Origin of the sequence: Streptomyces sp. NPDC053427, from assembly GCF_044544985.1 — a bacterium.
In the GTDB taxonomy this organism is placed as follows: Bacteria; Actinomycetota; Actinomycetes; order Streptomycetales; family Streptomycetaceae; genus Streptomyces.
In genome coordinates this window covers 228055-251524 of record NZ_JBITYA010000011.1, presented here as the reverse complement: position 1 = coordinate 251524, position 23470 = coordinate 228055, and the positions used below count along the sequence as shown (strand labels likewise).

19 protein-coding genes are annotated in these 23470 nt (G+C 72.2%); 11 read left to right on the top strand and 8 right to left on the bottom strand.

Going from position 1 to position 23470, the window contains the following annotated elements; genetic code table 11:
• Positions 1-3: 3 nt before the first annotated feature.
• Positions 4-594 (bottom strand): TetR/AcrR family transcriptional regulator, encoded by a 591-nt coding sequence (locus tag ACIGWZ_RS29420; protein WP_400069726.1) that lies wholly within the window; start codon positions 592-594, stop codon positions 4-6.
• Between the two features lie 161 nt (positions 595-755).
• Here ACIGWZ_RS29420 and ACIGWZ_RS29415 point away from each other — a divergent pair, with 161 nt between their 5' ends.
• The 4 genes from ACIGWZ_RS29415 to ACIGWZ_RS29400 all read left to right on the top strand — a co-directional run bounded on the left by ACIGWZ_RS29415 (position 756) and on the right by ACIGWZ_RS29400 (position 5718).
• Complete coding sequence (locus ACIGWZ_RS29415) at positions 756-1877, top strand: FAD-dependent monooxygenase (protein ID WP_400069725.1); 1122 nt, start codon at positions 756-758, stop codon at positions 1875-1877.
• A gap of 211 nt (positions 1878-2088) precedes the next feature.
• Positions 2089-3513 (top strand): M20/M25/M40 family metallo-hydrolase, encoded by a 1425-nt coding sequence (locus tag ACIGWZ_RS29410; RefSeq protein WP_400069724.1) that lies wholly within the window; start codon positions 2089-2091, stop codon positions 3511-3513.
• A complete protein-coding gene (locus tag ACIGWZ_RS29405) occupies positions 3510-5177 on the top strand; it encodes a YfcC family protein (protein WP_400069723.1) in 1668 nt (555 codons plus the stop codon). Before ACIGWZ_RS29410 ends, ACIGWZ_RS29405 begins: the two co-directional genes overlap by 4 nt.
• Before the next feature lie 19 nt (positions 5178-5196).
• On the top strand, positions 5197-5718 hold the full coding sequence (locus ACIGWZ_RS29400; RefSeq protein ID WP_400069722.1) for a hypothetical protein: 522 nt from the start codon (positions 5197-5199) through the stop codon (positions 5716-5718).
• Between the two features lie 353 nt (positions 5719-6071).
• On the opposite strand, the gene aceB is transcribed toward ACIGWZ_RS29400, so the two are convergent.
• The 3 genes from aceB to ACIGWZ_RS29385 all read right to left on the bottom strand — a co-directional run bounded on the left by aceB (position 6072) and on the right by ACIGWZ_RS29385 (position 9075).
• Positions 6072-7700 (bottom strand): malate synthase A, encoded by a 1629-nt coding sequence (aceB, locus tag ACIGWZ_RS29395; RefSeq protein WP_400069721.1) that lies wholly within the window; start codon positions 7698-7700, stop codon positions 6072-6074.
• A gap of 294 nt (positions 7701-7994) precedes the next feature.
• On the bottom strand, positions 7995-8573 hold the full coding sequence (locus tag ACIGWZ_RS29390) for an NTP transferase domain-containing protein (RefSeq protein ID WP_400069720.1): 579 nt from the start codon (positions 8571-8573) through the stop codon (positions 7995-7997).
• A 277-nt stretch (positions 8574-8850) separates the two neighbouring features.
• Positions 8851-9075, bottom strand: a complete 225-nt coding sequence (locus ACIGWZ_RS29385) for a hypothetical protein (RefSeq protein ID WP_400069719.1) — start codon at positions 9073-9075, stop codon at positions 8851-8853.
• 326 nt (positions 9076-9401) lie between these two features.
• On the opposite strand from ACIGWZ_RS29385, the gene ACIGWZ_RS29380 reads away from it, so the two are divergent.
• Positions 9402-11216, top strand: coding sequence for a protein kinase (locus tag ACIGWZ_RS29380; RefSeq protein WP_400069718.1), 1815 nt, complete (start codon positions 9402-9404; stop codon positions 11214-11216).
• A 938-nt stretch (positions 11217-12154) separates the two neighbouring features.
• Entirely contained in the window at positions 12155-12445 is a 291-nt protein-coding gene (locus tag ACIGWZ_RS29375; protein ID WP_400069849.1) for a DUF5955 family protein, read from the top strand.
• Between the two features lie 140 nt (positions 12446-12585).
• Here ACIGWZ_RS29375 and ACIGWZ_RS29370 read toward each other — a convergent pair whose 3' ends face one another.
• Positions 12586-13389 carry an IclR family transcriptional regulator gene (locus ACIGWZ_RS29370; RefSeq protein ID WP_400069717.1) on the bottom strand — a complete coding sequence of 268 codons (804 nt, stop codon included), beginning with the start codon at positions 13387-13389 and terminating at the stop codon, positions 12586-12588.
• A gap of 279 nt (positions 13390-13668) precedes the next feature.
• Between ACIGWZ_RS29370 and ACIGWZ_RS29365 the strand changes: the two genes are divergently transcribed.
• The 4 genes from ACIGWZ_RS29365 (at position 13669) to alc (ending at position 18817) form a co-directional block, all read left to right on the top strand.
• Positions 13669-14463 (top strand): aspartate/glutamate racemase family protein, encoded by a 795-nt coding sequence (locus ACIGWZ_RS29365; protein WP_400069716.1) that lies wholly within the window; start codon positions 13669-13671, stop codon positions 14461-14463.
• A 163-nt stretch (positions 14464-14626) separates the two neighbouring features.
• The gene (locus tag ACIGWZ_RS29360) at positions 14627-16186 is read left to right on the top strand and encodes an NCS1 family nucleobase:cation symporter-1 (protein WP_400069715.1); all 1560 of its coding nucleotides are present in this window, start codon (positions 14627-14629) and stop codon (positions 16184-16186) included.
• A gap of 157 nt (positions 16187-16343) precedes the next feature.
• Positions 16344-17687, top strand: coding sequence for an allantoinase AllB (allB, locus tag ACIGWZ_RS29355; RefSeq protein WP_400069714.1), 1344 nt, complete (start codon positions 16344-16346; stop codon positions 17685-17687).
• Complete coding sequence (alc, locus tag ACIGWZ_RS29350; protein WP_400069713.1) at positions 17684-18817, top strand: allantoicase; 1134 nt, start codon at positions 17684-17686, stop codon at positions 18815-18817. Before allB ends, alc begins: the two co-directional genes overlap by 4 nt.
• A gap of 111 nt (positions 18818-18928) precedes the next feature.
• Here the strand turns inward: alc and ACIGWZ_RS29345 are convergent, their stop codons facing one another.
• From ACIGWZ_RS29345 to ACIGWZ_RS29335, 3 genes are all read right to left on the bottom strand, one after another.
• Positions 18929-21616 carry a beta-N-acetylglucosaminidase domain-containing protein gene (locus ACIGWZ_RS29345; RefSeq protein ID WP_400069712.1) on the bottom strand — a complete coding sequence of 896 codons (2688 nt, stop codon included), beginning with the start codon at positions 21614-21616 and terminating at the stop codon, positions 18929-18931.
• Positions 21617-21770: 154 nt separating this feature from the next.
• Positions 21771-21926, bottom strand: a complete 156-nt coding sequence (locus ACIGWZ_RS29340) for a DUF6126 family protein (protein ID WP_400069711.1) — start codon at positions 21924-21926, stop codon at positions 21771-21773.
• Between the two features lie 44 nt (positions 21927-21970).
• The gene (locus ACIGWZ_RS29335; RefSeq protein ID WP_400069710.1) at positions 21971-22654 is read right to left on the bottom strand and encodes a helix-turn-helix domain-containing protein; all 684 of its coding nucleotides are present in this window, start codon (positions 22652-22654) and stop codon (positions 21971-21973) included.
• Positions 22655-22825: 171 nt separating this feature from the next.
• Between ACIGWZ_RS29335 and ACIGWZ_RS29330 the strand changes: the two genes are divergently transcribed.
• Entirely contained in the window at positions 22826-23275 is a 450-nt protein-coding gene (locus ACIGWZ_RS29330) for a ribonuclease (protein WP_400069709.1), read from the top strand.
• Positions 23276-23470 lie beyond the last annotated feature (195 nt).

Genomic DNA, 23470 nt, shown 5'->3' with positions numbered 1-23470 from the left:
GCGTCACTTCACCACACGGGGTCCCGTGCCGCGACCTCCTTTTCCCAGCAGCCCGCCCAGCAGCTCCCGGATCTCCGGTGCCGGGTCGAAGTCCTCGTCGGGGAAGGCGAGTTGATGCAGGATGGCGCCGTCGAGGTGGTCGAGCAGGATCCGGCCGTGCCGGTCCGGGGCGGCGGAGCCGAAGCGGCCCACCCACTCCGCACCCCAGGCCAGGACCGTCTGCCGGCCCCGGGCGAGAGGGGCGCGCAGTTCGGGCCGGGCCGTCGACTCCAGGAAGAGGGCGAAGCGGGCGGCCGTACGGGCCCGCGCCGGCCCGGTGGCGTGGCGGGCGAAGGCGGCCATCGCGTCGGCCAGTTCGCCGGGGTCGGCCGGATCGGTGCCCGCCGCGAAGGACTCCCATTCGCGCCGCTCCACAGCCTGGAGGTGGTCGACGATGCCGTCGATCAGGGCCGTGCGGTTGCGGAAGTAGTTGGACGTGGTGCCGGTGGGGACGCCCGCGGTGGTGTCCACGGCCTGATAGGTCAGCCGTCGCAGCCCCTCGGCCCCCAGTACCTCGATCGCCGCGTCCAGTACCTGGTCCCGCCGTCGTGCCACGTCATCCGTCCTTTTACTACGTTCATAGTGCCCGGCCACTACAAACATAGTACCGTGCGGACATGAAGCCTCACGCGGTCGCGCATCCGTCGTCGCAGGCGGCGTCCTTGTCCTGTACACCGTCTTCCTCCCGTACACCGTCTTCATCGCCCGCGCGGCCCTTGTTGCCCCGCACGCGGTCGTCGCCGCGCACAGGGTCGTCGCCGGGCGCCCGGTCCTCCGCGGTCGTCATCGGCGGCGGCATCGGCGGGCTCGCCGCCGCCATCGCCCTGCGCGCCGACGGCTGGCGGGTCGAGATCCTGGAGCGCGCCGACGCCGCCCCGCCCGCGGGCACCGCCCTCGGCCTGTGGCCCACCGCCCTGGCCGCCCTCGACGCACTCGGCATCGGCGGTGCCGTACGGGATCTGGGGCGACCGGCGACCGGCGGCGCCTTCCTGCGTCCCGACGGCCGCCGGATCGCCGCACTCGACGTCGCCGGACCGGCGCGCCGCACCGGCGACGTCGTCCATCTGCTCTCCCACCCCGCCCTCCTGGGCCTCCTGCGCGGCGCCGCCGGTCCCGGAGCGGTGCGCTTCGGCGCGCCCGTCGACGCCGACCGGCTGCCCGGCTTGGAGGCCGCGTACGACCTGGTCATCGCGGCCGACGGCCTGAACAGCCGCGCCCGGACCGCCTTGTTCGGCCCGGCGTACCGGCCGGTTTACGTGGGCGCGACCGGCTGGCGGGGCACGGTCGCCGGGGATACCGGGACCTGCACCGAGACCTGGGGGGAGGGGCGGCGCTTCGGCGTCACCCCGCAGGAAGGCGGCCGGACCAACTGGTTCGCTACCGGCCCCGCACCCGAGGGCGCCCGCTCACCCGACGGGGAAATCGCCGCACTGCGCGCCCGCTTCGGGCACTGGCACCCCGCCGTACGCGACGTCCTGGACCGCCTGGAGGAGGGTGAGGTGCTGCGCCACGATCTCTACCGCCTCGCCCCGCCGTTGCCGCGCTACTTCGCCGGCCGTACGGTCCTGATCGGTGACGCCGCCCATGCGATGACCCCGGATCTGGGGCGCGGGGCGTGTGAAGCGCTGCTGGACGCCGTGGCGCTGGCCGCCGCCCTGCGTACTGCCCCCGATGTGCCGACCGCCTTGCGTGCCTACGACGCCGGGCGCCGGCCGGCCACCCAACGGCTGGCCCGCCTGTCGCGGGCGATGAACCGTATGTCGCGGGTGCGCCGCGGCACGGGTGCCCGCGATGCGCTCCTGCGTGCCGCACTCGCGCTGGGTGGGCCGCCCTCGTAGCGCCGCAATCCCGCGCGCGGGCAACCGGAGTCGGAAGGCGGGCCCGCAAACCCGCACCGGAACCCGGAGCCTCAGAACCCCGGAACCCTGGAAGCCACTCACCCGACACGCCCCATTGACTCCCCATTTGCCCCATATGCTGCTGCACTGGCTCTGACGGTGAGTCAATGGGCGCGGGCGCCCCGGCGGCGCCATGGAGAGGGGTTTCGCGGTGAATCAGGCAGCCAACGATCCGCACAGGCACGCCCGGCACACCTGGCACGCTCGGTCCGGTGTGGTGGCCCCCGGCCTGGAGTCCACCGTCGACGCCCTGATGGACGGGGTGTCCGCCGACCTCAAGCGACTCGCGGCCATCCCCTCCATCGCCTTCCCCGGTTTCTCACCCGAACCGGTCCTCGAGGCGCGCGATCTGATCGTCGCCCTGCTCAGGGATGCCGGCGTCACCGACATCGGCGAACTCAACCTGCCCGGCACCGCCCCCGTCATCACCGCCACCGTCCCGCCGCCCACCCCGGATGCCCCCACCGTCCTGCTCTACGGCCACTACGACGTCCAGCCGCCCGGCGACGAGCGGCTCTGGGACTCCCCGCCCTTCGAACCCACCGGCATCGAGGGCGGCATCCGCGCCCGCGGCATCGCCGACGACAAGGCCAATGTGATGGTCCATATCGGCGCGCTCCGGGCGTTCGGCGGGCGGCCCCCGGTCGGCATCAAGATCATCTTCGAGGGGCAGGAGGAGTACGGCAGCGCCTTCGACGACTATCCGCCCACCGACCCCGACCTCGTCGCCTGCGATGCGATGGTCATCGCCGACACCGGCAACATCCGCCCCGGCACACCCACCCTCACCACCGCGCTGCGCGGCTCCGCCGATCTCCTCGTCGAGGCCCGCACCCTCGACGCCGCCGTGCACAGCGGCCAATACGGCGGCGCCGCCCCCGACGCCCTGCTCACCCTCCTCAAGGCCCTCGCGACCCTGCACGACGTGCACGGTGATGTCGCCGTCGAAGGCCTGCACCGCGCACCGTGGCACGGCACGACCTTCAGCGACGACGAGTTCCGCGAACTGGCCGGCGTCACCCGCGGCACCCCGCTCCTCGGCTCCGGCGGCCTCGGCGAACGGCTCTGGAGCGGCCCCGCCCTCACCGTCATCGGCCTGGACGCGCCGCCCGTCGACCGCGCCGCCTCCGCCGTCGTCCCCTACGCCCGCGCCAAACTCAACCTCCGCGTCCATCCCCGCCAGGACCCCAAGGAAGCCCTCGCCGCCCTCGTGCGCCACCTGGAACGGCTGCGCCCTTTCGGTGTCTCCCTGACCGTCACCCCCGGCGAGACGGGCCCCGGCTACGAGGCCGCCACCGACGGCCCTGCCTACCGCGCGGCCGCCACCGCACTGCGCCGCGCCTGGGGCCGCGACCCCGTCCACGCCGCCGGCGGCGGCTCCATCCCCCTGGTCAACGGCCTGGCCAAGGCCGTGCCGCACGCCGAGATCCTGCTCTTCGGCGCCGAGGACAGCCTGAGCAACCTGCACGGTCCCAACGAACGGGTCCTCTTCTCCGAACTCCGCGGTGCCCTCCTCGCCGTGACCGCCTTCCTGGCCGAGTACGCGGCGATGCACCACGCCGGAGCCCCCGCATGACCGACCCGCAACCCCCGAACCCCGGCCGGCCCACGCCCCGGAGGCCGCCCCACCGGTCTCCCGCCGAAGACCCGCCGCACCGGACCGCCGCCGAGGAACCGCCCGGCCCGTCCGCAGGGGAGGGCCCGCCCCACCGGCCGCCCCCGGCCGGAGAAGCGCCCCCGAGCCACCCGCACCGCCCCCGTTTCACCTTCCCCAGCGCCCTCACCGTCCTGGTCATCGTGACCCTCGCGGTCTGGATCCTGGCCTTCTTCATCCCCTCCGGCGCCTACCGCCGCACCGCCGCCGGCAGCCCCGTCCAGGGCACGTACCACCGCCTGCCCTCCGGCCAGGCCTTCCTCGACCGCCTCACCGACCTCTTCCTCTCCCCGGTCAACGGCCTCTACGGCATCAGGGACTCCGCCACCGGCCGCGTCGGCCCCGATCTGGCCGGCGAACTGTACGGCAGCGCCGGCGTCTTCCTCTTCGTGCTCGCCATCGGGGCCTTCATCACCGTGGTCTTCGCCACCGGTGCCCTCGACCGCGGCATCGGCCGTCTCGCCCACCGCCTCCGCCACCGCGGCGCCCTCCTCATCGCCGGCATCATGGCGGTCTTCTCCCTCCTCGGCACCGTCGAAGGCTTCGCCGAGGAGACCCTGGGCTTCTACGGCCTGATCGTCCCCTTGATGCTCGCTCTCGGCTATGACCGTCTCGTCGCCACCGGAACGATCATCCTCGGCGCCGGGATCGGCGTCCTCTGCTCCACCGTCAATCCCTTCGCCACCGGCGTCGCCTCCTCCGCCGCGGAGATCTCCCTGGGCGACGGCATCGCCCTCCGCTTCACCATGTGGCTCGTCCTCACCGCCGTCACGATCGCCTACGTCATCCGCTACGCCCGCCGCGTCCGCACCGACCCCGAACGCTCCCTCTGCGGCTTCCTCCCCGGCGACCGCGAGCACGCCCAGAACACCGCCGACGCGGAGGAACCCCCGCCCCTCACCCCCCTCCACAAAGTCGTCCTGCTGACCGTGGCCCTGGTCTTCGCCTTCATGATCTTCTCGGTGATCCCCTGGGCCGGTGCCCTCACCGGAGAAGCCGACGCCACCCCCTACCCCTTCGAACTCGGCTGGTCCTTCCCCCAGTTGGCGGCACTGTTCCTGGTCGCGGCGGTCCTCGTCGGCATCATCGCCCGCATGTCCGAACCCCGGCTCAGCGCGACGTTCGTCCAGGGCGCGGCCGACTTCATCTCGCCCGCCCTCGTCATCGTGCTGGCCCGCGGAGTCACCGTCATCATGAACAACTCCAAGATCACCGACACCGTCCTGCACTCCATCGAAGGCGCGGTCTCCGGCACCCCGTCCGCCCTCTTCGGGATCATGGTCTACGTCGTCAACCTCCCCCTGGCCTTCCTCATCCCCTCCACCTCCGGCCACGCCACCCTGGCCATGCCGATCCTCGCCCCACTCGCCGACTTCGCCCACGTCTCCCGCGCCGTGGCCGTCACGGCCTGGCAGGCCGCCAGCGGCTGGATGAACCTCTGGGTCCCCACCACCGCCGTCATCATGGGCGGCATCTCCCTCGCCAAGGTCGGCTACGACACCTACCTCCGCTTCATCTGGCCCCTCCTCCTCACCCTCGCCGTCCTCATCTGCGCCTTCATCGCCGTGGGCGCGATGGCCACCTAGGCGGACTACGTTGACCCGCATGACTGCGTACGGAAGGAGCTACCGGTATGTCGGGCCCCCGGGGCTGATGGCCGCGGTCCGGCCCGGCGCCGGAGCCTTGCCGATCGGCTCGGCGGCCGACTTCCACACCTGGATCTCCTCGTGCGCGCCAGCGGACCTGGCCGAACCCTTCACCTTCGTCATCGACCTGACCGGCTCTCTGCGACTGGCGTCGCGGCGTAGCGAGCATGTGGCATGCGCGGGCGGCGAACGGGTCCTGAGCGCCGGCGAGATGGGCTTCGGCCGCGCGGCGGACGCCTGGAAGGTCGGCGAGGTCACCAACCAGTCCACCGGCTACTGCCCCGAGGTCACCTCCTGGCCCGCCGTCGCCGCGGCCCTGGACCGCATCGGCCTCCGTCACCCCGGCGGCTTTACGCACCAGGTGGTGTTCCGGCGCTGCGAACGCTGCCAGGAGCACAACATCGTGCGCGAGAACGACTTCGTCTGCGTCTTCTGCGGCGCCGACCTGCCCGCGGCATGGAACGTGGACCCGGCCCCGTAGCGGACGGCCGTGCCCCACCGGGCGCGCCCTGGCCATCCCTCCTCCACGACGGCGGCGGCAGCCCCGCTCCCGGGGTCCGGTCAGCCTCCCCGGCTCGACGATTTCCCCCAACGCCGGCTCCACTGGCGCGCCCAGCTCCCACAGCGCGAACCGCCGCCCTTCGCCCAGCTCCACGGGGAGCAATCCGGCCGCCCCGACCAGCAGTTGATGCACGCGTAACGAGTCGTAATCGCTCATGCACATACCGTACGACCCGCCACTGACAACGCCCTCGCGTCGCACCCGCCGGGCATGACGAAGGGCCCGTACGCCCCGCAGTGCGGCGGCGCGTACGGGCCCTTCGGGCGCGGGGATCAGCCCAGCAGCTTGTATGCCGGGAGGGTGAGGAAGTCGGCGAAGTCGGCGTCCAGGGAGACCTGGAGCAGCAGGTCGTGGGCCTGCTGCCACTTGCCGGAGGTGAAGGCGTCCTCGCCGACCTCGGCGCGGATGGCGGCCAGCTGCTCCGTGGCGACCTTGCGGACCAGGTCGGCCGTCGCCGTCTCGCCGTTCTCGAAGACGACGCCGGCGTCGACCCACTGCCAGATCTGCGAGCGCGAGATCTCGGCGGTGGCGGCGTCCTCCATCAGGCCGAAGATGGCGACGGCGCCCAGGCCGCGCAGCCAGGCCTCGATGTAGCGGGTGCCGACCTGGACGGCGTCGACCAGGCCCTGGTAGGTGGGCTTGGCGTCGAGGGAGTCGATGGCGATGAGGTCGGCGGCCGCGACCGAGACGTCCTCGCGCAGGCGGTCCTTCTGGTTGGGCTTGTCGCCGAGGACCGCGTCGAAGGAGGCGCGGGCCACCCTGACCAGATCGGGGTGGGCGACCCAGGAGCCGTCGAAGCCGTCGCCGGCCTCGCGGTCCTTGTCGTTCTTGACCTTGGCCAGGGCCTTCTCGTTGGCCTCGGGGTCGCGGCGGTTGGGGATGAAGGCCGCCATGCCGCCGATGGCGTGCGCGCCGCGCTTGTGGCAGGTGCGAACGAGGAGTTCGGTGTAGGCGCGCATGAAGGGGGCCGTCATCGTGACCGCGTTGCGGTCGGGGAGGACGAACGTGGCGCCGCCGTCACGGAAGTTCTTGACGATGGAGAAGAGGTAGTCCCAGCGGCCGGCGTTCAGGCCCGAGGCGTGGTCGCGCAGCTCGTAGAGGATCTCCTCCATCTCGTACGCGGCCGTGATCGTCTCGATGAGGACGGTGGCGCGGATGGTGCCCTGGGGGATGCCGACGTAGTCCTGGGCGAAGACGAAGATGTCGTTCCAGAGGCGGGCCTCGAGGTGCGACTCGGTCTTCGGGAGGTAGAAGTACGGGCCCTTGCCCAGGTCCAGGAGGCGCTGGGCGTTGTGGAAGAAGTACAGGCCGAAGTCCACCAGGGCGCCGGGGACGGGGGTCCCCTCGAAGCGCAGGTGGCGCTCCTCCAGGTGCCAGCCGCGCGGGCGCATCACGACGGTCGCGAGCTCCTCGGCGGGCTTGAGGGCGTAGGACTTGCCGGACTTCGGGTCCGTGAAGTCGATCCGGCGCTCGTAGGCGTCGATGAGGTTGAGCTGGCCACCGACCACGTTCTCCCAGGTGGGAGCGGAGGCGTCCTCGAAGTCGGCGAGCCACACCTTGGCGCCGGAGTTGAGCGCGTTGATGGTCATCTTGCGGTCGGTGGGACCGGTGATCTCCACGCGGCGGTCGTTGAGCGCGGCGGGCGCCGCGGCCACCTTCCAGCTGTCGTCCGCCCGGATGTGCGCGGTCTCCGGGAGGAAGTCCAGGGTGCTGGTGCGGGCGATCTCGGCGCGGCGCTCGCCGCGGCGGGCGAGGAGCTCGTCGCGACGCGGGGTGAATCGCCGGTGAAGCTCGGCGACGAAGGCGAGTGCGGCGTCGGTGAGGACCTCGTCCTGCCGTGCAGGGGTGTGTTCGGGGTCGACTTCGACGATGGCCAGCGGGGACGGCGCTGGTGCGGACATGGGCTGTCACTCCATTCAGCGGCGGTGCCTGGCGGCCGCCGGGGCGCCCATGCGGCACGGGGTGCCGCGGACTCCGGGATACGGTCGCGGGCGCCGTCTGAGATTCAGGGCGCTTCTGACCAGTGGAGAGTAGTTTCCTTATCGCGGAACTTCAATGGTTTGTTGATGTCGAGATTCTCTGAGTCGACAGAAGTGGAGATCAAATGGCTCTCAGTGCCATCGCCGTCACTCTCCATGGTGCGTCCCGGGCTCCCCGGTGTCCCGGGCTGCGTCCCTGGTAGCGCCCCTGATCGGTCACTCCAGCCGCCGCAGATCCTCCGGTGTGTCGATGTCGTACGGCTCGGCCACGTCCGAGCATTCGATGAGCTTGATCACACCGGCGTGTTGCTGGAGATAGTCGCGCGCCCCCCGGTCGCCCTCCGCGCCCGCCGCGATGTCCGCCCAGCGGTCGGCGCCGAACAGGACCGGGTGGCCGCGCCGGCCTCCGTACGCCGCGGATGCCAGCGACGCGCGCCCCTCGTACGCGGCCACCACCCGCGCCACCGCCGCGGCGCCGATCCCCGGCTGGTCCACCAGGGACACCACGACCGCATCCGCCCCGGAGCCGGCCAGCGCCGCGAGTCCGACGCGCAGCGAAGAGCCCATCCCCTGGGCCCAGTCGGGATTCTCCGACGTGCCGTAAGCGGCGAGGTCGGCCCGCTCGCGTACGGCGTCGGCGGCCGCGCCCAGCACGATGTGTACCGGGTCGCAGCCGCCGTCCCGCAACACCTGCGCGGCGTGCTCGACGAGGGGGCGTCCCCGGTGGCCGAGCAGCGCCTTGGGGCGCCCGCCCAGCCGCCGCCCGCCACCCGCGGCGAGCAGGAGACCGGCCACCCGTCCCGGTGGAGGCGGTGCCGACTGAGGCGGCCGGGATGTTGCTGTTGTCCGTGAGGTTGAAGCCATGGGGAGTGCTTACCTCATGGCGGCCGGCTGCACGGTGTCCCGTCTCACGCCGCCCTGTCCGACGCCGTACTGTCCGACGCGGCGCCGTCTGACGCGGTGTTGTCCGACGCGGTGTTGTCCGACGGCGTCCGGACCGGTGTCGTCCGGGTCGACGCCATCCGGACCGACGGCGTCCCGTCCCGCGCCTTCCTGTCGGCGCCGTCCTGGCTCACGCCGCATCGCCCGACGCCCGCTGACGGGGGATCCTCGGCCGCAGCCGGTCCCGGAGTTGGTGCGTCCGGTGGTCGGTGAGGCGGTGCTCGGTGACGTAGCGGTGTATGTGCTCGACGGTGATCTCGGACGCGTCGGTGAGGCCGTATGCCCGGCAGATCAGCTGTACGACGCTGACGGGGTGCGGGTTCGGGCCGGATTCGGGGCCGGTGTTGGGCTCCAAGACAGTCTCCGATCCAGTGATATGCCGGAAATTTCCCTGAACGTGAGAGTGCTCCATCAGGCCGCGCCATACGCATCGGATTCCCCACGCTCATGCCAACGGGTGACGATGCGAACGAACGTCTGATGCATGATCGGGGCGGAGTGGGGCATTGCGCAGCCGACGGGACGAAATCCGGCCACGAATCCGACGCTTCGGACATGGCGCCTACCCGGGCGGGACGGATGTCACGGCACGGCGGTTGGCCGGATAAAGTTCTGCTCCGTTGCGGACATCGTGGCCGCCGTGCCGACGCGGCGGGCCCAGTTTCTGAGTCGGGGGACCTAATGGTGAACAGTGTGGGCTCGTCCGGGATCTTCCAGCCGCTGGAAGGTGATGACCCGCGGGCGATCGCGGGCTACCGCCTTGCGGCGAAGCTCGGCGCCGGCGGCATGGGCAAGGTCTATCTCTCGTACACGCCTGGTGGCCGTCCGGTCGCCATCAAGGTGATCCGCCCCGAGTTCAGCGAGGACGCGGAATTCCGTCGCCGCTTCAAGCAGGAGGTGCAGTCCGCGCAGCGCGTCCAGGGGCTGTTCACCGCCCCGGTCATCGACAGCGACTCCGATGGCGCCAGCCCCTGGCTCGCGACCGCGTACGTGCCCGGCCCCTCGCTCTCCGCGGCGATCGCCGAGCACGGCAAGCTGCCGGTCCCCACCGTGCTGTTGATGGTCGCCGGGATCGCCGAAGCGCTGCAGGTCATCCATGGCGCGGGGATCGTCCACCGGGACCTGAAGCCGTCCAACGTCCTGCTCGCCGCCGACGGTCCGCGGGTCATCGACTTCGGTATCGCGCGCGCCGCCGATGCCACGTCCCTGACCAGCAGCGGCGTCACGGTCGGCACACCCACGTTCATGGCGCCCGAACAGGCCGCCGGCAGCACCATCACCCCCGCCACCGACATCTTCGCGCTCGGCCAGGTGGCGGCGTACGCGGCCATCGGCACCCCGGCGTTCGGTGAGGGCACCTCGCACGGTGTGCTCTACCGCATCGTCCACGAGGAGCCGGATCTGACCGGACTCCCCGACGAGCTGCGCGAGTTGGTCTCCCGCTGCCTCGCCAAGGAAGCCGCGGACCGGCCGTCCGTCGCCGAGGTGATCGCGCTGTGCGGCGAGGCCTCCGGGCAGACGCAACTGCGCCGCCCCGAGGACTGGCTGCCCACCGCGGTGGCCGCGGACATCACCGCGCGTACGGCGGCGCCCGCGCCCGCGCAGGCCCCGCCGCCCCCGGTGGAGTCACCGGCCACGCAGCCGCTCGGCCGGCAGTCGGCCGCTCCGCAGGCGCCGGCGCACCCGCCGGCCCCTCCGGTGCCGACCGCGCCGAGCCACCCGCAGACCCCGCCGCCCGGTTTCGGCCCGGCGGCCTACGCGCCGACCGCCAACGCCACCGCGCCCCTGACCCAGGTGGGGGGCGGCCCGGCCGGCCACGCGCCGGCCCCGCAGCCGCCGAAGAAGAAGCGCAAGGGGCTGGTCACGGCCCTGGCGCTGACCTGCATGCTGGTCTTCGCGGGAGCGGGCGGCACCGCCGTCTACTACGTCATGAAGGGCGACGGCAAGGCGAAGGATCAGGCGGACGGTGCCGGCAACAAGGGCGACAAGAAGAAGCCGACGAGCGGCGACGCGTCCGCGGACCCCAGCGGGGGTACGGCGAGCCCCGGTGCCCAGGGCGGCAACAACGGCTCGAGCGAGCCGGTTGCGGACCCCGAGCCGGTCGACACCAAGGACGTCGACCTGACGGACAGCTATCACCTGTCCATGGCCGACTCTCCGCTCAAGCCGAAGGCCGAGGGCGGCTCGGACGTCGACTTCCAGTACGACGACAACGAATACTCGGACGACTCGGTCAGCACTGAGACCGGCAAGCTGGTGCTGCTCAACCCTGGCCAGGAGGGCACGCTCGACACCTGCCGGGCCGAAACCCGGTTCACCACGAGCATCGTCTCCAAGCAGCTCAGCAAGGGCTCGCAGATCTGCCTGACCACCAACTACGGAACGATCGCGCTGATCACGTACAAGCGCTCCGCGCCCGAGCAGTCCCCGAGCCGCTACATCACCGTCGACGTACGGGTGTGGCGCAACGCGACGGAGGCCGACACCAACCAGTGAGCGGCGCTTGTAGCGGCGCTTGTGCGGGGGCGGCCCGGGGCTGACCCTGAACCGCACCGGTGCGGGTCGTGGCGGGCTCCGGGCGGTGCGGGGCGGTGGTCCGCTGCCCGGCTCGGGCTGCCTCTGGCCGGCTTTGGGGCGCGGCCCAACCCTTGGCCCGCCGCGCCCACTCAGAGGCCGCCTCGCGGCCTCTGAGCGTTTCGGTGGGCATCGGCTGCTCCCGCGGTTCTCCCGCCCTCTGGGTGGGTGCTGACCCGGACCCGCCCCCGCCCCCCGCCCCCGAACCGCCCTTCCTGACCCGCCCACCCCCCGAAGGGGGGTGGGCGGCGGGGAAAAAACCAACAGGTGCGTGGGCGGCGGGGAAAAAACCAAGGGGTGCCCCGAAGCGCCACCAGGAACCGCGGCAATGTGGCCGGGAATGGCCGGAATTGGTGCGGTCTCCCAAGGGTGACCCGCCCATGACGACAGCCGCCGACCCACCGCACCCGCGGCGGTCGCCAGGCCCACCCGTCCCGCCGATCCACCCGGCCCACAGGCCCCACGGAGGCCACTCGGCTCACTCGCCCCACCCGCGAGCCGCACCCGTCGCCCACCTCATCGGGATCGCCCGCAGTCGACCGACTCACCCGTGACCCCGCACCCGTCGCCCGCCCCTCAACGGCCCCCGGCAGGAGGCCAACGCACCGGAACCGGCGCCCGGGGCCCGCCTGCCAGGGCCGCCCCAGCCGTTCCCCCCGGTGATCGGAATATTTCGCTCTCCGTATGGCGCGATCACCACAGAGTGGCGTTAACTGTCCCGCATTGTGAAACGGTCAACGAGCATGGAGGCCGCTGTCGTTGTGGAACAGGTGCGGACCCGGGTGCAGGCAAAGACACGGCTACAGATGCAGGTGCAGGTGGAGACGCAGAGGCAGAGGCGCGGGCGAGTGGCCGGGCAGATGACCGGGGGAGAGGGCGATGTACGGGTCGAGGTGCTGCGCGGCGCGGTGGCCCGGCTGCGGCGCCAACTGGCCGTACTTCCAGGGGAGTTACCCGACCGTGCCGCCGCCGATGAGGAGCTGGCCGCGCTTGATGCGATGGTGAGCCACGGGATGCCCGAAGTGCCCCGCCTGCGGCGTTCGCTGCTGCTGATCGCGGGGGCGGTCGGCTCGGTGAGCGCGCTGTCGCCCGCGCTGACCGAGGTGCGCGAGGGAATCGACAGTTTCGGTGAGCTGCCCCGCGGCCGGTGAACGGGTGCACGGAAGCGCAGCCCGGCGCGGGCCGGAGCGAACGCGCCCCGGCCACGGCCCCGGATCGCGGCCCGAAGTCTGACGGCCGATGGCCAGGTGGCCCGAAGGCCCGAGGGAGCCCCGGTCCCGCTCGCTGCCCCCTATGCCGGTGACTGGCTCGCCAGCGCCACCGAGAGCTGCGCCGCGATCTCCTGCAGCACCGGCACGATCTTCTCCGTCGACGCTTCCGTCACGCGTCCCGTGGGGCCCGAGATGGAGATCGCCGCCGACGTGGGGGAGTTGGGCACCGGCACCGCGAAGCAGCGGACGCCGATCTCCTGCTCGTTGTCGTCCACCGCGTAGCCGAGCCGCCGGACATCGGCGAGCGCATCGAGGAAGGTGTCCGGGTCGGTGATCGTCTTCTCGGTCGCGGCCGGCATGCCCGTACGGCCGAGCAGCGCGCGGACCTCCTCCGACGGGTGGTTGGCCAGCAGCGCCTTGCCGACCCCGGTGGAGTGCGGCAGGACGCGGCGTCCGACCTCGGTGAACATGCGCACCGCGTGCCGGGAGGGGACCTGTGCGACGTACACGATCTCGTCGCCGTCCAGCAGCGCCATATTGGCGGTCTCGCCGGTCTCTTCCACCAGGCGGGCCAGATACGGCCGGGCCCAGGTGCCCAGCAGCCTCGACGCGCTCTCGCCCAGCCGGATCAGGCGGGGGCCGAGGGCGTACCGGCGGTTGGGCTGCTGGCGGACATAGCCGCAGGCCACGAGCGTGCGCATCAGGCGGTGGATGGTGGGGAGCGGAAGTCCGCTGCTGCCGGAGAGTTCGCTGAGGCCGACCTCGCCACCGGCGTCGGCCATCCGCTCGAGCAGGTCGAAGGCGCGCTCAAGGGACTGGACGCCGCCGCTGGCGCCTGTGGGCTTGGCTTCGGCGGCGGAGGTGCTGGCGCTGGACGGCGGCACGTCGCGTTCCTTTCGGGGCGGGTCAGGTCGGTCTCGGCAGGTGCGTGCCCGAAGGCTTTCGGGCGCCGGGCCCGACCGGAGCAGCCTACCGGTCCCCTCTCATTGACACACGGTCTCTCGCACACTCGTTCCCGCCGGTCAGGGTGCAGATCGTCTTGAGGAGCGAGAAGGTCCCCTTCCCTACTCGCCATCCCTTGACGGTGCCAGTGGTCGTAGCTACGTTCTGCTGCGCGAAACCTACTGTCCATTCTGTGGAATCCTCCAAATTGCTGGAGTGTCATGCGCATTCTCGTCATGAACCCGAACACCACGGCTTCCATGACCGCCTCGATCCGCGCCACCGCCACCGCCGTCGCCGCCCCGGGGACCCGGATCATCGCCACCGAACCTCTCTGGGGCCCGGAGTCGATCGAGGGTCACTTCGAGGGCTACCTCAGCGCCGCGGCCGTCCTGGACCGGCTCGCCACCCTTGATACGCCCTTCGACGCGCTGGTCATGGCCGGCTTCGGTGAACCGGGCCGGGAGGGCGCCCAGGAGCTGCTGGACGTCCCCGTACTGGACATCACCGAGAGCGCCGCCCAGATGGCCATGATGCTGGGGCACGCCTACGGGATCGTCACCACCCTCGACCGCTCCGTGCCGCAGATCCAGGACCGGCTGCTGACCGCCGGACTGCTCCAGCGCTGCGCCGCCGTCCGCGGTACCGGCCTCGGCGTCCTGGAGCTGGAGGAGGACCCGGAGCGCACCGTCGAGGTCATCATCGAGACCGCCCGCGAGGTCGTACGGGCCGGGGCCGAGGTGATCTGCCTGGGGTGCGGGGGGATGGCCGGGCTCCAGGAGAGGGTCGCGGCGGCGCTCGGGGTGCCGGTTGTCGACGGGGTCGCCGCCGCGGTGAAGTTCGCGGAGGCGGTCGTCGGCCTCGGGCTGACCACCAGTACGGGCCGCAGCTTCGCGCCACCGCGACCGAAGGCCATCGGTTCCTGGCCGCTGAGCGCGCATCTCCGGCTGCCCCAGGGGCGCGTTCAGGCCTCCTCGCACGAGGTCGAATTTTCCCCACAGACATCAGGCATCTGACAACTGACAACTACGTCCCGTGGCCGCGTTCAACCGGCTGCAGGCCGACGGCACCACTGGCCGACGGCACCACTGGCCGACGACAGCACCGGCCGACGACACCACTGGATCCGACACCCGACCACCGGTCCCTGAGCTCCACCCCACCTGCCCGGGAGGACACATGCCAACGTCCCCGCAGAACAAGCAGCTCCCCGCGCCACCCGACCCCCGCCTCTTCAACGAGGACCTCGCGCCCGCCGCCGAGCGCAAATGGGGCACGTACAGCATCTTCGCGCTGTGGATGTCCGACACCCACGCGATCAGCAACTACGCCTTCGCCGCCAGCCTGTTCGTCCTCGGGCTGCCGGCCTGGGAGGTGTTCCTGTCCCTGCTCGTCGGCATCACGATCGTCTACTGGCTGATGAATCGCATGGGGCACGCGGGCCATCGGACCGGCGTTCCCTATCCGGTGCTCGCGCGCGCCAGCTGGGGCGTCTACGGCGCCAACATCCCCGCGCTGCTGCGCGCGATCATGGCGGTGGCCTGGTACGGCATCCAGACCTGGCTCGCCTCGACGGCGGTGGTCCTGCTGACCCTGCAGATCGCGCCCGGCCTGGCCACGTATAACCACAACTCGGTGCTGGGCCTGTCCACCCTGGGCTGGATCGCATTCATGGTGATGTGGGGGCTGCAGGCGGTCCTGCTGACCCGGGGGATGGAGTTCATCCGCAAGGTGCAGGACTTCGCGACCGGCCCGGTGGTCTGGCTCGTGGTCCTGGCGCTCGCGGTCTATCTGGTCGTCAAGGCCGGCGGCGACATCTCGCTGACCCGCAGCCTCACCGGTCTCAGCGGTGCCTCGCAGGTGGAGCAGAGTCTGATCGCGGTCAGCCTGACCGTGGCCACGTTCCTGACGCTGGTTCTCAATTATGCGGACTTCGCGCGGTTCACGCCCGATCACGGCTCGTACCGGCGCGGCAATCTGATCGGGCTGCCGGTGAACTTCACGGCCTTCGCGGTGGTCGCCGTCCTGGTCACCGCGGGCACCATCTCCGTCTTCGGTGAGGCGATCTACGACCCGGTGAAGGTGATCGAGAAGATCGACAATCCGGTGGTGACGGTCATCGGCGCGCTGGCCTTCATCGTTGCCACCATCGGCATCAACGTCGTCGCCAATTTCGTCTCGCCCGCCTACGACTTCGCCAACCTCGCGCCGAAGTATCTGGACTTCAAGCGCGGCGGCATGATCACGGCGGTGCTGGCGGTCCTCGTCATGCCCTGGAAGCTGTACTCCTCGGCGCTGGTGATCCAGTACTTCCTGGGGGCCCTGGGTGCCTTCCTCGGCCCGCTGGTGGCCATTCTGCTCGTCGACTACTACCTGATACGGCGCGGCCGGATCGATGTCGATGCGCTGTTCTCGGCCGATGCGGAGGGGGCGTATTTCTATCGCCGCGGCTACAACCCGAAGGCCGTGCTCGCCTTTCTGCCGGCCGCGGCGGTCTCCGCCGGGCTCGCTCTGGTGCCGGCCTTCGATGTGCTGGCGCCGTTCTCCTGGATCTTCGGGATGGGGATCTCCGGGGCGCTCTACGCCGCGCTCGCGCGCCGTGGGCGGATCGCGGCGGGCGCCGGGCCGATCCCGGAGGAGATTATCCCGTCGCAGGTCAGGGGCGGTGGGGTGGCGGAGCCGGTGGTTCCCGAGGGCCGTGCGGTGGCCGTCGCGCCAGTGCCGGCGAAGGGGTCTTGACGGGCCGGGGTCCGGAGTGAAGACTCATTCAACAGACTGTTGAATTCCGCATGTCGTCACGGAGCGAATTCCCCGCTCCGGACGGAGCGAGCCCGGTGGCCGTGCGTACCGAGCGCCGTCACGCAACGATGAAGACACGATACGAGGAGGGGACCGGGTGTCCGAAATAGAGCTGGTGCTGCGTTCCACGCGCGTCGTCACCCCGGAGGGGACGCGCGCCGCGTCCGTCACCGTCAGGGACGGGAAGATCGACGCGGTGCTGCCGCACGACGCCGAGGCCCCGGCCGGGGCGCGGGTCGAGGACTTCGGCGACGACGTCCTGCTGCCCGGTCTCGTCGACACCCACGTCCACGTCAACGACCCCGGCCGCACCGAGTGGGAGGGCTTCTGGACGGCCACCCGCGCGGCCGCGGCCGGCGGTATCACCACCCTCGTGGACATGCCGCTCAACAGCCTTCCCCCTACCACCACCGCCGCCCACCTCGACACCAAGCGCGAGGTCGCCCGCAGCAAGGCGCATATCGACGTCGGCTTCTGGGGCGGCGCCATCCCCGGCAACGTCAAGGACTTGCGCCCCCTGCACGACGCCGGGGTCTTCGGCTTCAAGTGCTTCCTGTCGCCCTCCGGCGTGGACGAGTTCCCCCAGCTCGACCAGGAGCAGCTGGCCGCCGCCCTCGGGGAGATCGCCGGCTTCGACGGTCTGCTGATCGTGCACGCCGAGGACCCGGGCCACCTGGACGCCGCCCCCGAGGCGCACGGCCCCAAGTACGTCGACTTCCTCGCCTCCCGCCCCCGCGTCTCCGAGGACGACGCCATCGCCGGGCTGATCGCCCTGGCCAAGCTGCTGGACGCCCGGGTGCACGTCCTGCACCTGTCCTCCAGCGACGCGCTGCCGCTGATCGCCGCCGCCAAGGGCGAGGGCGTCAAGATCACCGTGGAGTCCTGCCCGCACTTCCTGACCCTGACCGCCGAGGAGATCCCGGACGGCGCAACGGAGTTCAAGTGCTGCCCGCCGATCCGCGAGGCCTCCAACCAGGACGCGCTCTGGCAGGGCCTGGCCGACGGCACCATCGACTGCATCGTCTCCGACCACTCGCCCTCCACCGCCGACCTCAAGACCGCCGACTTCGGCGCGGCCTGGGGCGGCATCTCCTCCCTCCAGCTCGGCCTGCCCGCCATCTGGACGGCGGCCCGCGAGCGCGGCCACACCCTGGACGACGTCGTGCGCTGGATGGCCACCGCCCCCGCGGCGCTGGTCGGCCTCGGCCGGAAGGGCGCCATCGAGCCCGGCCGGGACGCCGACTTCGCGGTCCTCGCGCCGGACGAGACCTTCACCGTCGACCCGCAGGCGCTCCAGCACCGCAACAAGATCACCGCGTACGCCGGGAAGACGCTGTACGGCGTCGTCCGCTCCACCTGGCTGCGCGGCCGGCAGATCAACGACGGGGCCACCCTCGCCGAGCCCACCGGCGAGCTTCTCGAAAGGGCGGACCGCGTATGACGACCGCCGAGTTCCCCTGCTACACCGGAGATGCGAGCCCCTACGGAGGCGGCGACCCGTACGCCGACTACCGCACCCCGGGCCCCGACGGCTTCCCCTTCACCCACCTGCCCGACCTCGCCGACCGGCGGCTCGGCGCGGGGGTGATCGCCGCGAACGACGAGTTCTTCGCCGAGCGCGAGAACCTCCTCAAGCCCGAGGCCGCCCACTTCGACCCCGAGGCCTTCGGCCACAAGGGCAAGATCATGGACGGCTGGGAGACCCGGCGGCGCCGCGGCACCGACGGCGAGCACCCCTTCCCGACGGACGAGGACCGCGACTGGGCGCTGATCCGACTCGGCGCCCCCGGCGTGATCCGCGGCATCGTGGTCGACACCGCCCACTTCCGCGGCAACTACCCGCAGTCCGTCAGCGTCGAGGGCGCCTGCGTCGTGGGCTCCCCGTCGCCCGAGCAGCTGCTCTCCGACGGCGTCGAATGGACGACGCTCGTACCGCGCACCGCCATCGGCGGACACGCCGCCAACGGCTTCGCCATCGACGCCGAACGGCGCTTCACCCACCTGCGGCTCAACCAGCACCCCGACGGCGGCGTCGCCCGCCTCCGCGTCCACGGCGAGGTCGTGCCCGCCCCCAACTGGCTCGCCGCGCTGGGCACGTTCGACCTCGCCGCGCTGGAGAACGGCGGTCAGGTCGAGGACGCCTCGGACCGCTTCTACTCCTCGCCCACCAACACCATCCAGCCGGGCCGCTCCCGCAAGATGGACGACGGCTGGGAGACCCGGCGCCGCCGCGGCAGCGGCAACGACTGGGTGCGCTACCGCCTCACCGAGCAGTCCGTCATCCGCGCCGTCGAGATCGACACCGGCTACCTGAAGGGCAACTCGGCCGGCTGGGCCGCCCTGTTCGGACGGGACGGCGAGGACGGCAGCTGGACCGAACTGCTGCCGCGCACCCGGCTGCAGCCCGACACCGTCCACCGCTTCCTGCTGCACGACGCCCCGTGCGCCACCCATGTCCGGATCGACATCTTCCCGGACGGCGGCATCGCCCGGCTGCGGCTGCACGGCTCGCTCACCGAGGAGGGCGCGCGCCGACTGGCCGACCGCCACAAGGAGTTGGGCGGCCGGTAGCCGCCCCGTGAACCGGTGACCGGGCGGTCCGTGCCGTCCGGTCACCCCGGGCCGTGAGGCCGGAGGCCGGCGGCGCCAGGGCCTGAGGGTAGGGCCGCCGGACGCCCCGGGTCAGCGCAGAATCACCTCATTGACCTCAAGGGCCCGCTCGCCGTCGCCCGCCCCGTCCCGCCACGCCAGCCGTACGCCCTCGACCCGGCCGCCGCCCGTCGCCAGCCGGGTGTACGCGCCGCCCAGCGCGCCGAGCGTGCGCCAGGCTCCGCCCGTACGGACCTCGACCTGCGCCGCTTCGGCCGGTGCGCCCTGCGGCCGCAGCACCACCACGGACCGCGCGCCGCGGGGCGCCTCCGGCGTGAACTCCAGCGCCTCGCCCCGCCGGGCGGGCCGCGCCGCGCGATAGGCGGTCGCCGGGTCGCCGTCCGCCGCCGCCCGCAGCGCCCCGCCCCGCGCCGCGGGCGGGTCCCCGGCGACCGTCACCCGATCGGTCCCGGCGACCGCGAACTCCCGTACCGCCAGCCAGCTGTCCTGCGCCTGGGTGGCGCGGGCCCGCACATACCGGGCCGTCGTTCCCGCCGGCGGTTCGGCGGTCACCTCCGGCTTGCCGTCGAAGACGGCCAGCGGTCGCCAGTGCGTGCGGTCGGAGGAATACTCCAGGACCCCGTGGTGCAGATAGTCGTCCGGGCTGCCGCTCTTGCCCATCGCGAGGGTGACGGTGCCCAGCGGGCGCTCGGTACGCAGATCCAGCCCGACGGCGGACTGCGCCTTGGGCCCCGCCGCGCTCCAGTAGAACGTCGCATCGTCGCCGTCGGCCATCCGGGAGACGGCGTTGTCCTGATAGGCGGCGAGGTCCGATGAGGCCTTGGGGCGGCCGATGACGCCCAGCGCCTCGTCATGCGCGGCGACCGCGTCCTCGACAAAGGTGTCCAGCACCCCGTCCGCCACCACCACCGGGATCTTCTTGCCCTTCATGTCGACATAGACGAAGGACGTGGCCGTCTTCACCAACTCCGGGATCCGCTGCCGCAGGCGCCATGCCGTCGCGTCGTCGCCCGCCCTGGTCGCCTCGATCAGCCGGAGGGCGGTACGGGCCGCGACGCCCCACGCCTCGGTCGCATCCAGCCATGGCCCGCTGTCCTCGACGAAGCCGCGGTCGGCGAGCCGGTCGCGCAGCACCGCGGGCGCCTCCTCGACGGTACGCAGCGCCGCGTCCAGCCGCCGGGCGTTGCCGTCCTTGCCGAACTCCGCGAGGGCGGCGGCCAGTTCGGGCGCCTGCCGCGGGTTCAGCGACGAGGCGTAGCCGGTGTCCGCGAAGGCCCGCAGCGCCCGCGCCGTACGGGCATCGCCACCGGCCAGTTCCTCGATCGCCGCGCTCCAGGAGGCGCGCGGGTCGTATGCCGCGTCGTTCCACGCGTAATCGGCCACCGTGTGCAGCGCGATCTTGGACGCGGACGGCTGGATCATCGGGTTGGCGGTGATCCCGGCCAGCTGCGCGGGCAGCCCGCGCTCGCGCCCGTTGAACGGCCCGAGCAGCAGCCGGCCGGTCACATAGTCGTTGACCGGGTAGTTGTCCCAGGTCAGGATCGGATGCCCGAACACCTCCCGGGCCTGCCGGGCCTGCGCGACGGTCATCGTCGGCGCGATCACGCCCACGCCCGTCCACTCCACCAGCACATCCTTGTCCAGCTGCGTGGCCAGCGCCTTCTTGTACGGCGACGGTTTCACGTCGTAGTACTCGGTCGGCACCATCTGCAGCGGCTCGGCACCCGGATGCTGGGCGATGAACTCCTTCTCGACCCGGTTGAGCAGATACGCCTGCGCCGCCCCCGCCGCTCCGCCGCCGGTGCCGAACTTCTCCTTGTCCGCCGCGCAGTTCCAGTCCGTGTAGCTGATGTCGTCCAGCGGCACCGCGAAGGTCCGTACGCCGATGTCCCACAGCGTCCCGAACTTGGCGGTCAGCGCCTTGAGATCCGCCTCCGAGCTGTAGCAGACGGACAGGCCGGGCGAGAGCGCGTAGGTGAACTCCACATGCCGCTGCCGCGCCCGGTCCACCAGCTCCTTGAGCCCTGCGAGCCGGTCGGCCGGATAGGGATCGCGCCACTTCTCGCGCAGGTAGGCGTCGTCCTTCGGCGAGTAGACGTAGATGTTCATCTTGTGGTCGGCGTAGAAGTCGAGCTGGTCGAGGCGGGCCGCATGCGACCACGGGGTGCCGTAGAAGCCCTCGATGACGCCGCGCAGCGGGGTGGCCGGCCAGTCCCGTACGACGGTGCCCTGGACGCGGGCGCCGGGACGGGAGCGGTGCGGCAGCAGCTGGGTGAGCGTCTGGGCGGCGTAGTAGGTCCCGGTGGCATCCTTGCCGGACAGCGCGATCCGGCCGTCGCCGAGCGCCAGGGCGTAGCCCTCCGCGGGCAGCCCGCCGGCGTCGCGGGTGCCCAGGCCCCGCAGGGTGCGGGCCGCGCCCGTCCCGTCCACGTAGACGGTCAGCTGCTTGCCGGCCGGGGCCCGCCGGGCGCGGACGACCCGGTCGGCGCCGGCGGCCTTGAGGGACTTCTCGACGAGGGCCAGCGCGGGTGCGTCGGCCCCGGGGCCCGCGACGACGGTCACGGACGGGGTGATGGTGACCCGGTCCCGGCGGGCGTGGACGGACTGCGGGGTGGGGGAGAGGGGCGCCCGGGCCGTGGGCCGGTCCGGGGCGCGGCCGGCGTCCGCGGCGGTGGCCGGCGGCCCGGTCATGCCCGTCAGCGGGACGGTGGCGAGGGCCAGGGCGAACGCGGTGGCCGCGGCGGTGCGCGTACGGGGCATCCTTCGGTCTCCTCGGTGCGGCGAGCGGCTGCGCGGAGCGGAGTGCGCATGCAGGCTTTACCCGCCCGGCGGGCGGAGGCAATGGACTTTCCCGCCGTATGGATGGACCCAGGTCGCGATCCACCGGACAGGCCCCGGCCGAGGCGGGCCCTGCTCAGCGGGTCTTGGCGGCGTACACCAGCAGGCTCATGAACGCCAGCAGCACATGCGTGGCGACGACGTAGATGAAGACGCGGACGTAGACCCCGCGGGGCGGCTTGGTCTCGACGTACTTCCGGGCGGGGCTGTCCTCGGGGGTCTGTCCGGGCACGGCGCGATCCTTCCCTGGGGGGTTCGGTGGGGTGGTGTCGGGTGTCACAGGCCGCGGCGCGGGGGCTCGTCCCCCAGGCACAGCTCCGTGGCGCCGCTCTGCAGCAGCGTGTGGACGAACAGCAGCTCCGTCCCGCCCCGAGAGGCGGCCGCGATCCGGTGCGGCGTCAGCGAGTCGAAGTGCGCCGCGTCGCCGGGATCCAGCACATGGACCGCGTCGCCGAGCGTCAGCCGCAGCCGTCCCTTGAGGACGTACAGCCACTCCTCCCCCGGGTGCACCCGCACCAGCTCTCCCTGCGCCCGCTGCGGCACATGCACCCGCAGGGCCTGCATCGCCCGCCCGGCGCCGCCCACGGTCCAGTACGTCCAGCCGCCGGCCTCCGACGGTTCGGCGCGGCCGGCCCGCATGATCGGGTCCCGCTCGGGTGCGGCCTCCCCGAGCAGGTCGGATACCGTGGTTCCGTACGTACGGGCGAGGGCCAGCAGCATCGGCAGCGACGGCTGGCGCCGGCCGGTCTCCAGCCGGGACAGATGCGCCGGCGACAGCCCGACGCGGCGCGCCGCGGACTCCAGGGTCAGACCGCTGTGCCGTCTCAGGTCACGCAACCGTGGGGCGACCGTGGACAGTTCCTCGGTCGGGGCCGGGGCGGCCGGTGGCTCGTCGGAGAGCCCGGCCGGGAGCGGATCCGTCCGTCGCTCCGCGGGCGGGTCCCTGCGCGTATCGGTCATATGCCCGGTATAGCGACCCTTCGCCTCAGAGGCAAAACTTTTGCCTCTGAGGCAAACCCGCCGACGGCCCGGAGCGGGCGCGTGGTCAAGGTGGGGATCCTGTGAACTCCCGGGAAACTTAAGCCCGTTGGGATTGACAGGGCCATGTCTACGCGCGTCATGCTGAAAGGCATGAGAATCCCCCCACGGATCACCCGCATCGGCGCCGCCGGCGCCCTCGCATCGGCCCTGCTCATCGGCGGCACCGCGGTCGCCGCCACGCCCGCCGTCGCCACCCCGCACCAGGTCACCGCGTACGCCGCGACGGCGCACGCAAAGACCGTGCAGGTGAACGCGGTCGGCGACATCTGCTACTCCAAGCTGCCCTCCCAGGCCCACGACACCCTGGACCTGATCGAGAAGGGCGGGCCCTTCCCCTACCCGAAGGACGGCACCGTCTTCGACAACCGCGAGGGCATCCTCCCCTCGCAGAGCACGGGCTACTACCACGAGTACACCGTGATCACTCCTGGCTCGCCCGACCGCGGTGCGCGGCGCATCGTGGCCGGTGAGAAGAAGGACGAGGACTACTACACCGCAGACCACTACGAGTCGTTCGACCTCGTCGACCGCAGCTGCTGACGCAGCGGACGCGAACGGCGGCGGACCGGGACCGCTTCGGCGGCGGACCGGAACGCCGTGGACGAGAACCGCGGCGGGGGGGGGGGGGCGCCCCCCCCCCCCCCCCCGGGGGGGGGGGGGGCGCCCGGGCGCGGGGGGGGGGCCCCCCCCCGGGGGGGGGGGGGGGGGGGGGCGGCCCCCCGCGGGGGGTGTTTG

Bases quoted from the DNA above. Each gene is read 5' to 3' on its own strand.
- ACIGWZ_RS29375 (WP_400069849.1), top strand. From the start codon at position 12,155: ATGACCGGGGGAGAGGGCGATGTACGGGTCGAGGTGCTGCGCGGCGCG.
- ACIGWZ_RS29345 (WP_400069712.1), bottom strand. From the start codon at position 21,616: ATGCCCCGTACGCGCACCGCCGCGGCCACCGCGTTCGCCCTGGCCCTC.
- ACIGWZ_RS29405 (WP_400069723.1), top strand. From the start codon at position 3,510: ATGACCGACCCGCAACCCCCGAACCCCGGCCGGCCCACGCCCCGGAGG.
- ACIGWZ_RS29380 (WP_400069718.1), top strand. From the start codon at position 9,402: ATGGTGAACAGTGTGGGCTCGTCCGGGATCTTCCAGCCGCTGGAAGGT.
- ACIGWZ_RS29330 (WP_400069709.1), top strand. From the start codon at position 22,826: ATGAGAATCCCCCCACGGATCACCCGCATCGGCGCCGCCGGCGCCCTC.
- ACIGWZ_RS29360 (WP_400069715.1), top strand. From the start codon at position 14,627: ATGCCAACGTCCCCGCAGAACAAGCAGCTCCCCGCGCCACCCGACCCC.
- aceB (WP_400069721.1), bottom strand. From the start codon at position 7,700: ATGTCCGCACCAGCGCCGTCCCCGCTGGCCATCGTCGAAGTCGACCCC.
- alc (WP_400069713.1), top strand. From the start codon at position 17,684: ATGACGACCGCCGAGTTCCCCTGCTACACCGGAGATGCGAGCCCCTAC.
- ACIGWZ_RS29365 (WP_400069716.1), top strand. From the start codon at position 13,669: ATGCGCATTCTCGTCATGAACCCGAACACCACGGCTTCCATGACCGCC.
- ACIGWZ_RS29400 (WP_400069722.1), top strand. From the start codon at position 5,197: ATGACTGCGTACGGAAGGAGCTACCGGTATGTCGGGCCCCCGGGGCTG.
- ACIGWZ_RS29335 (WP_400069710.1), bottom strand. From the start codon at position 22,654: ATGACCGATACGCGCAGGGACCCGCCCGCGGAGCGACGGACGGATCCG.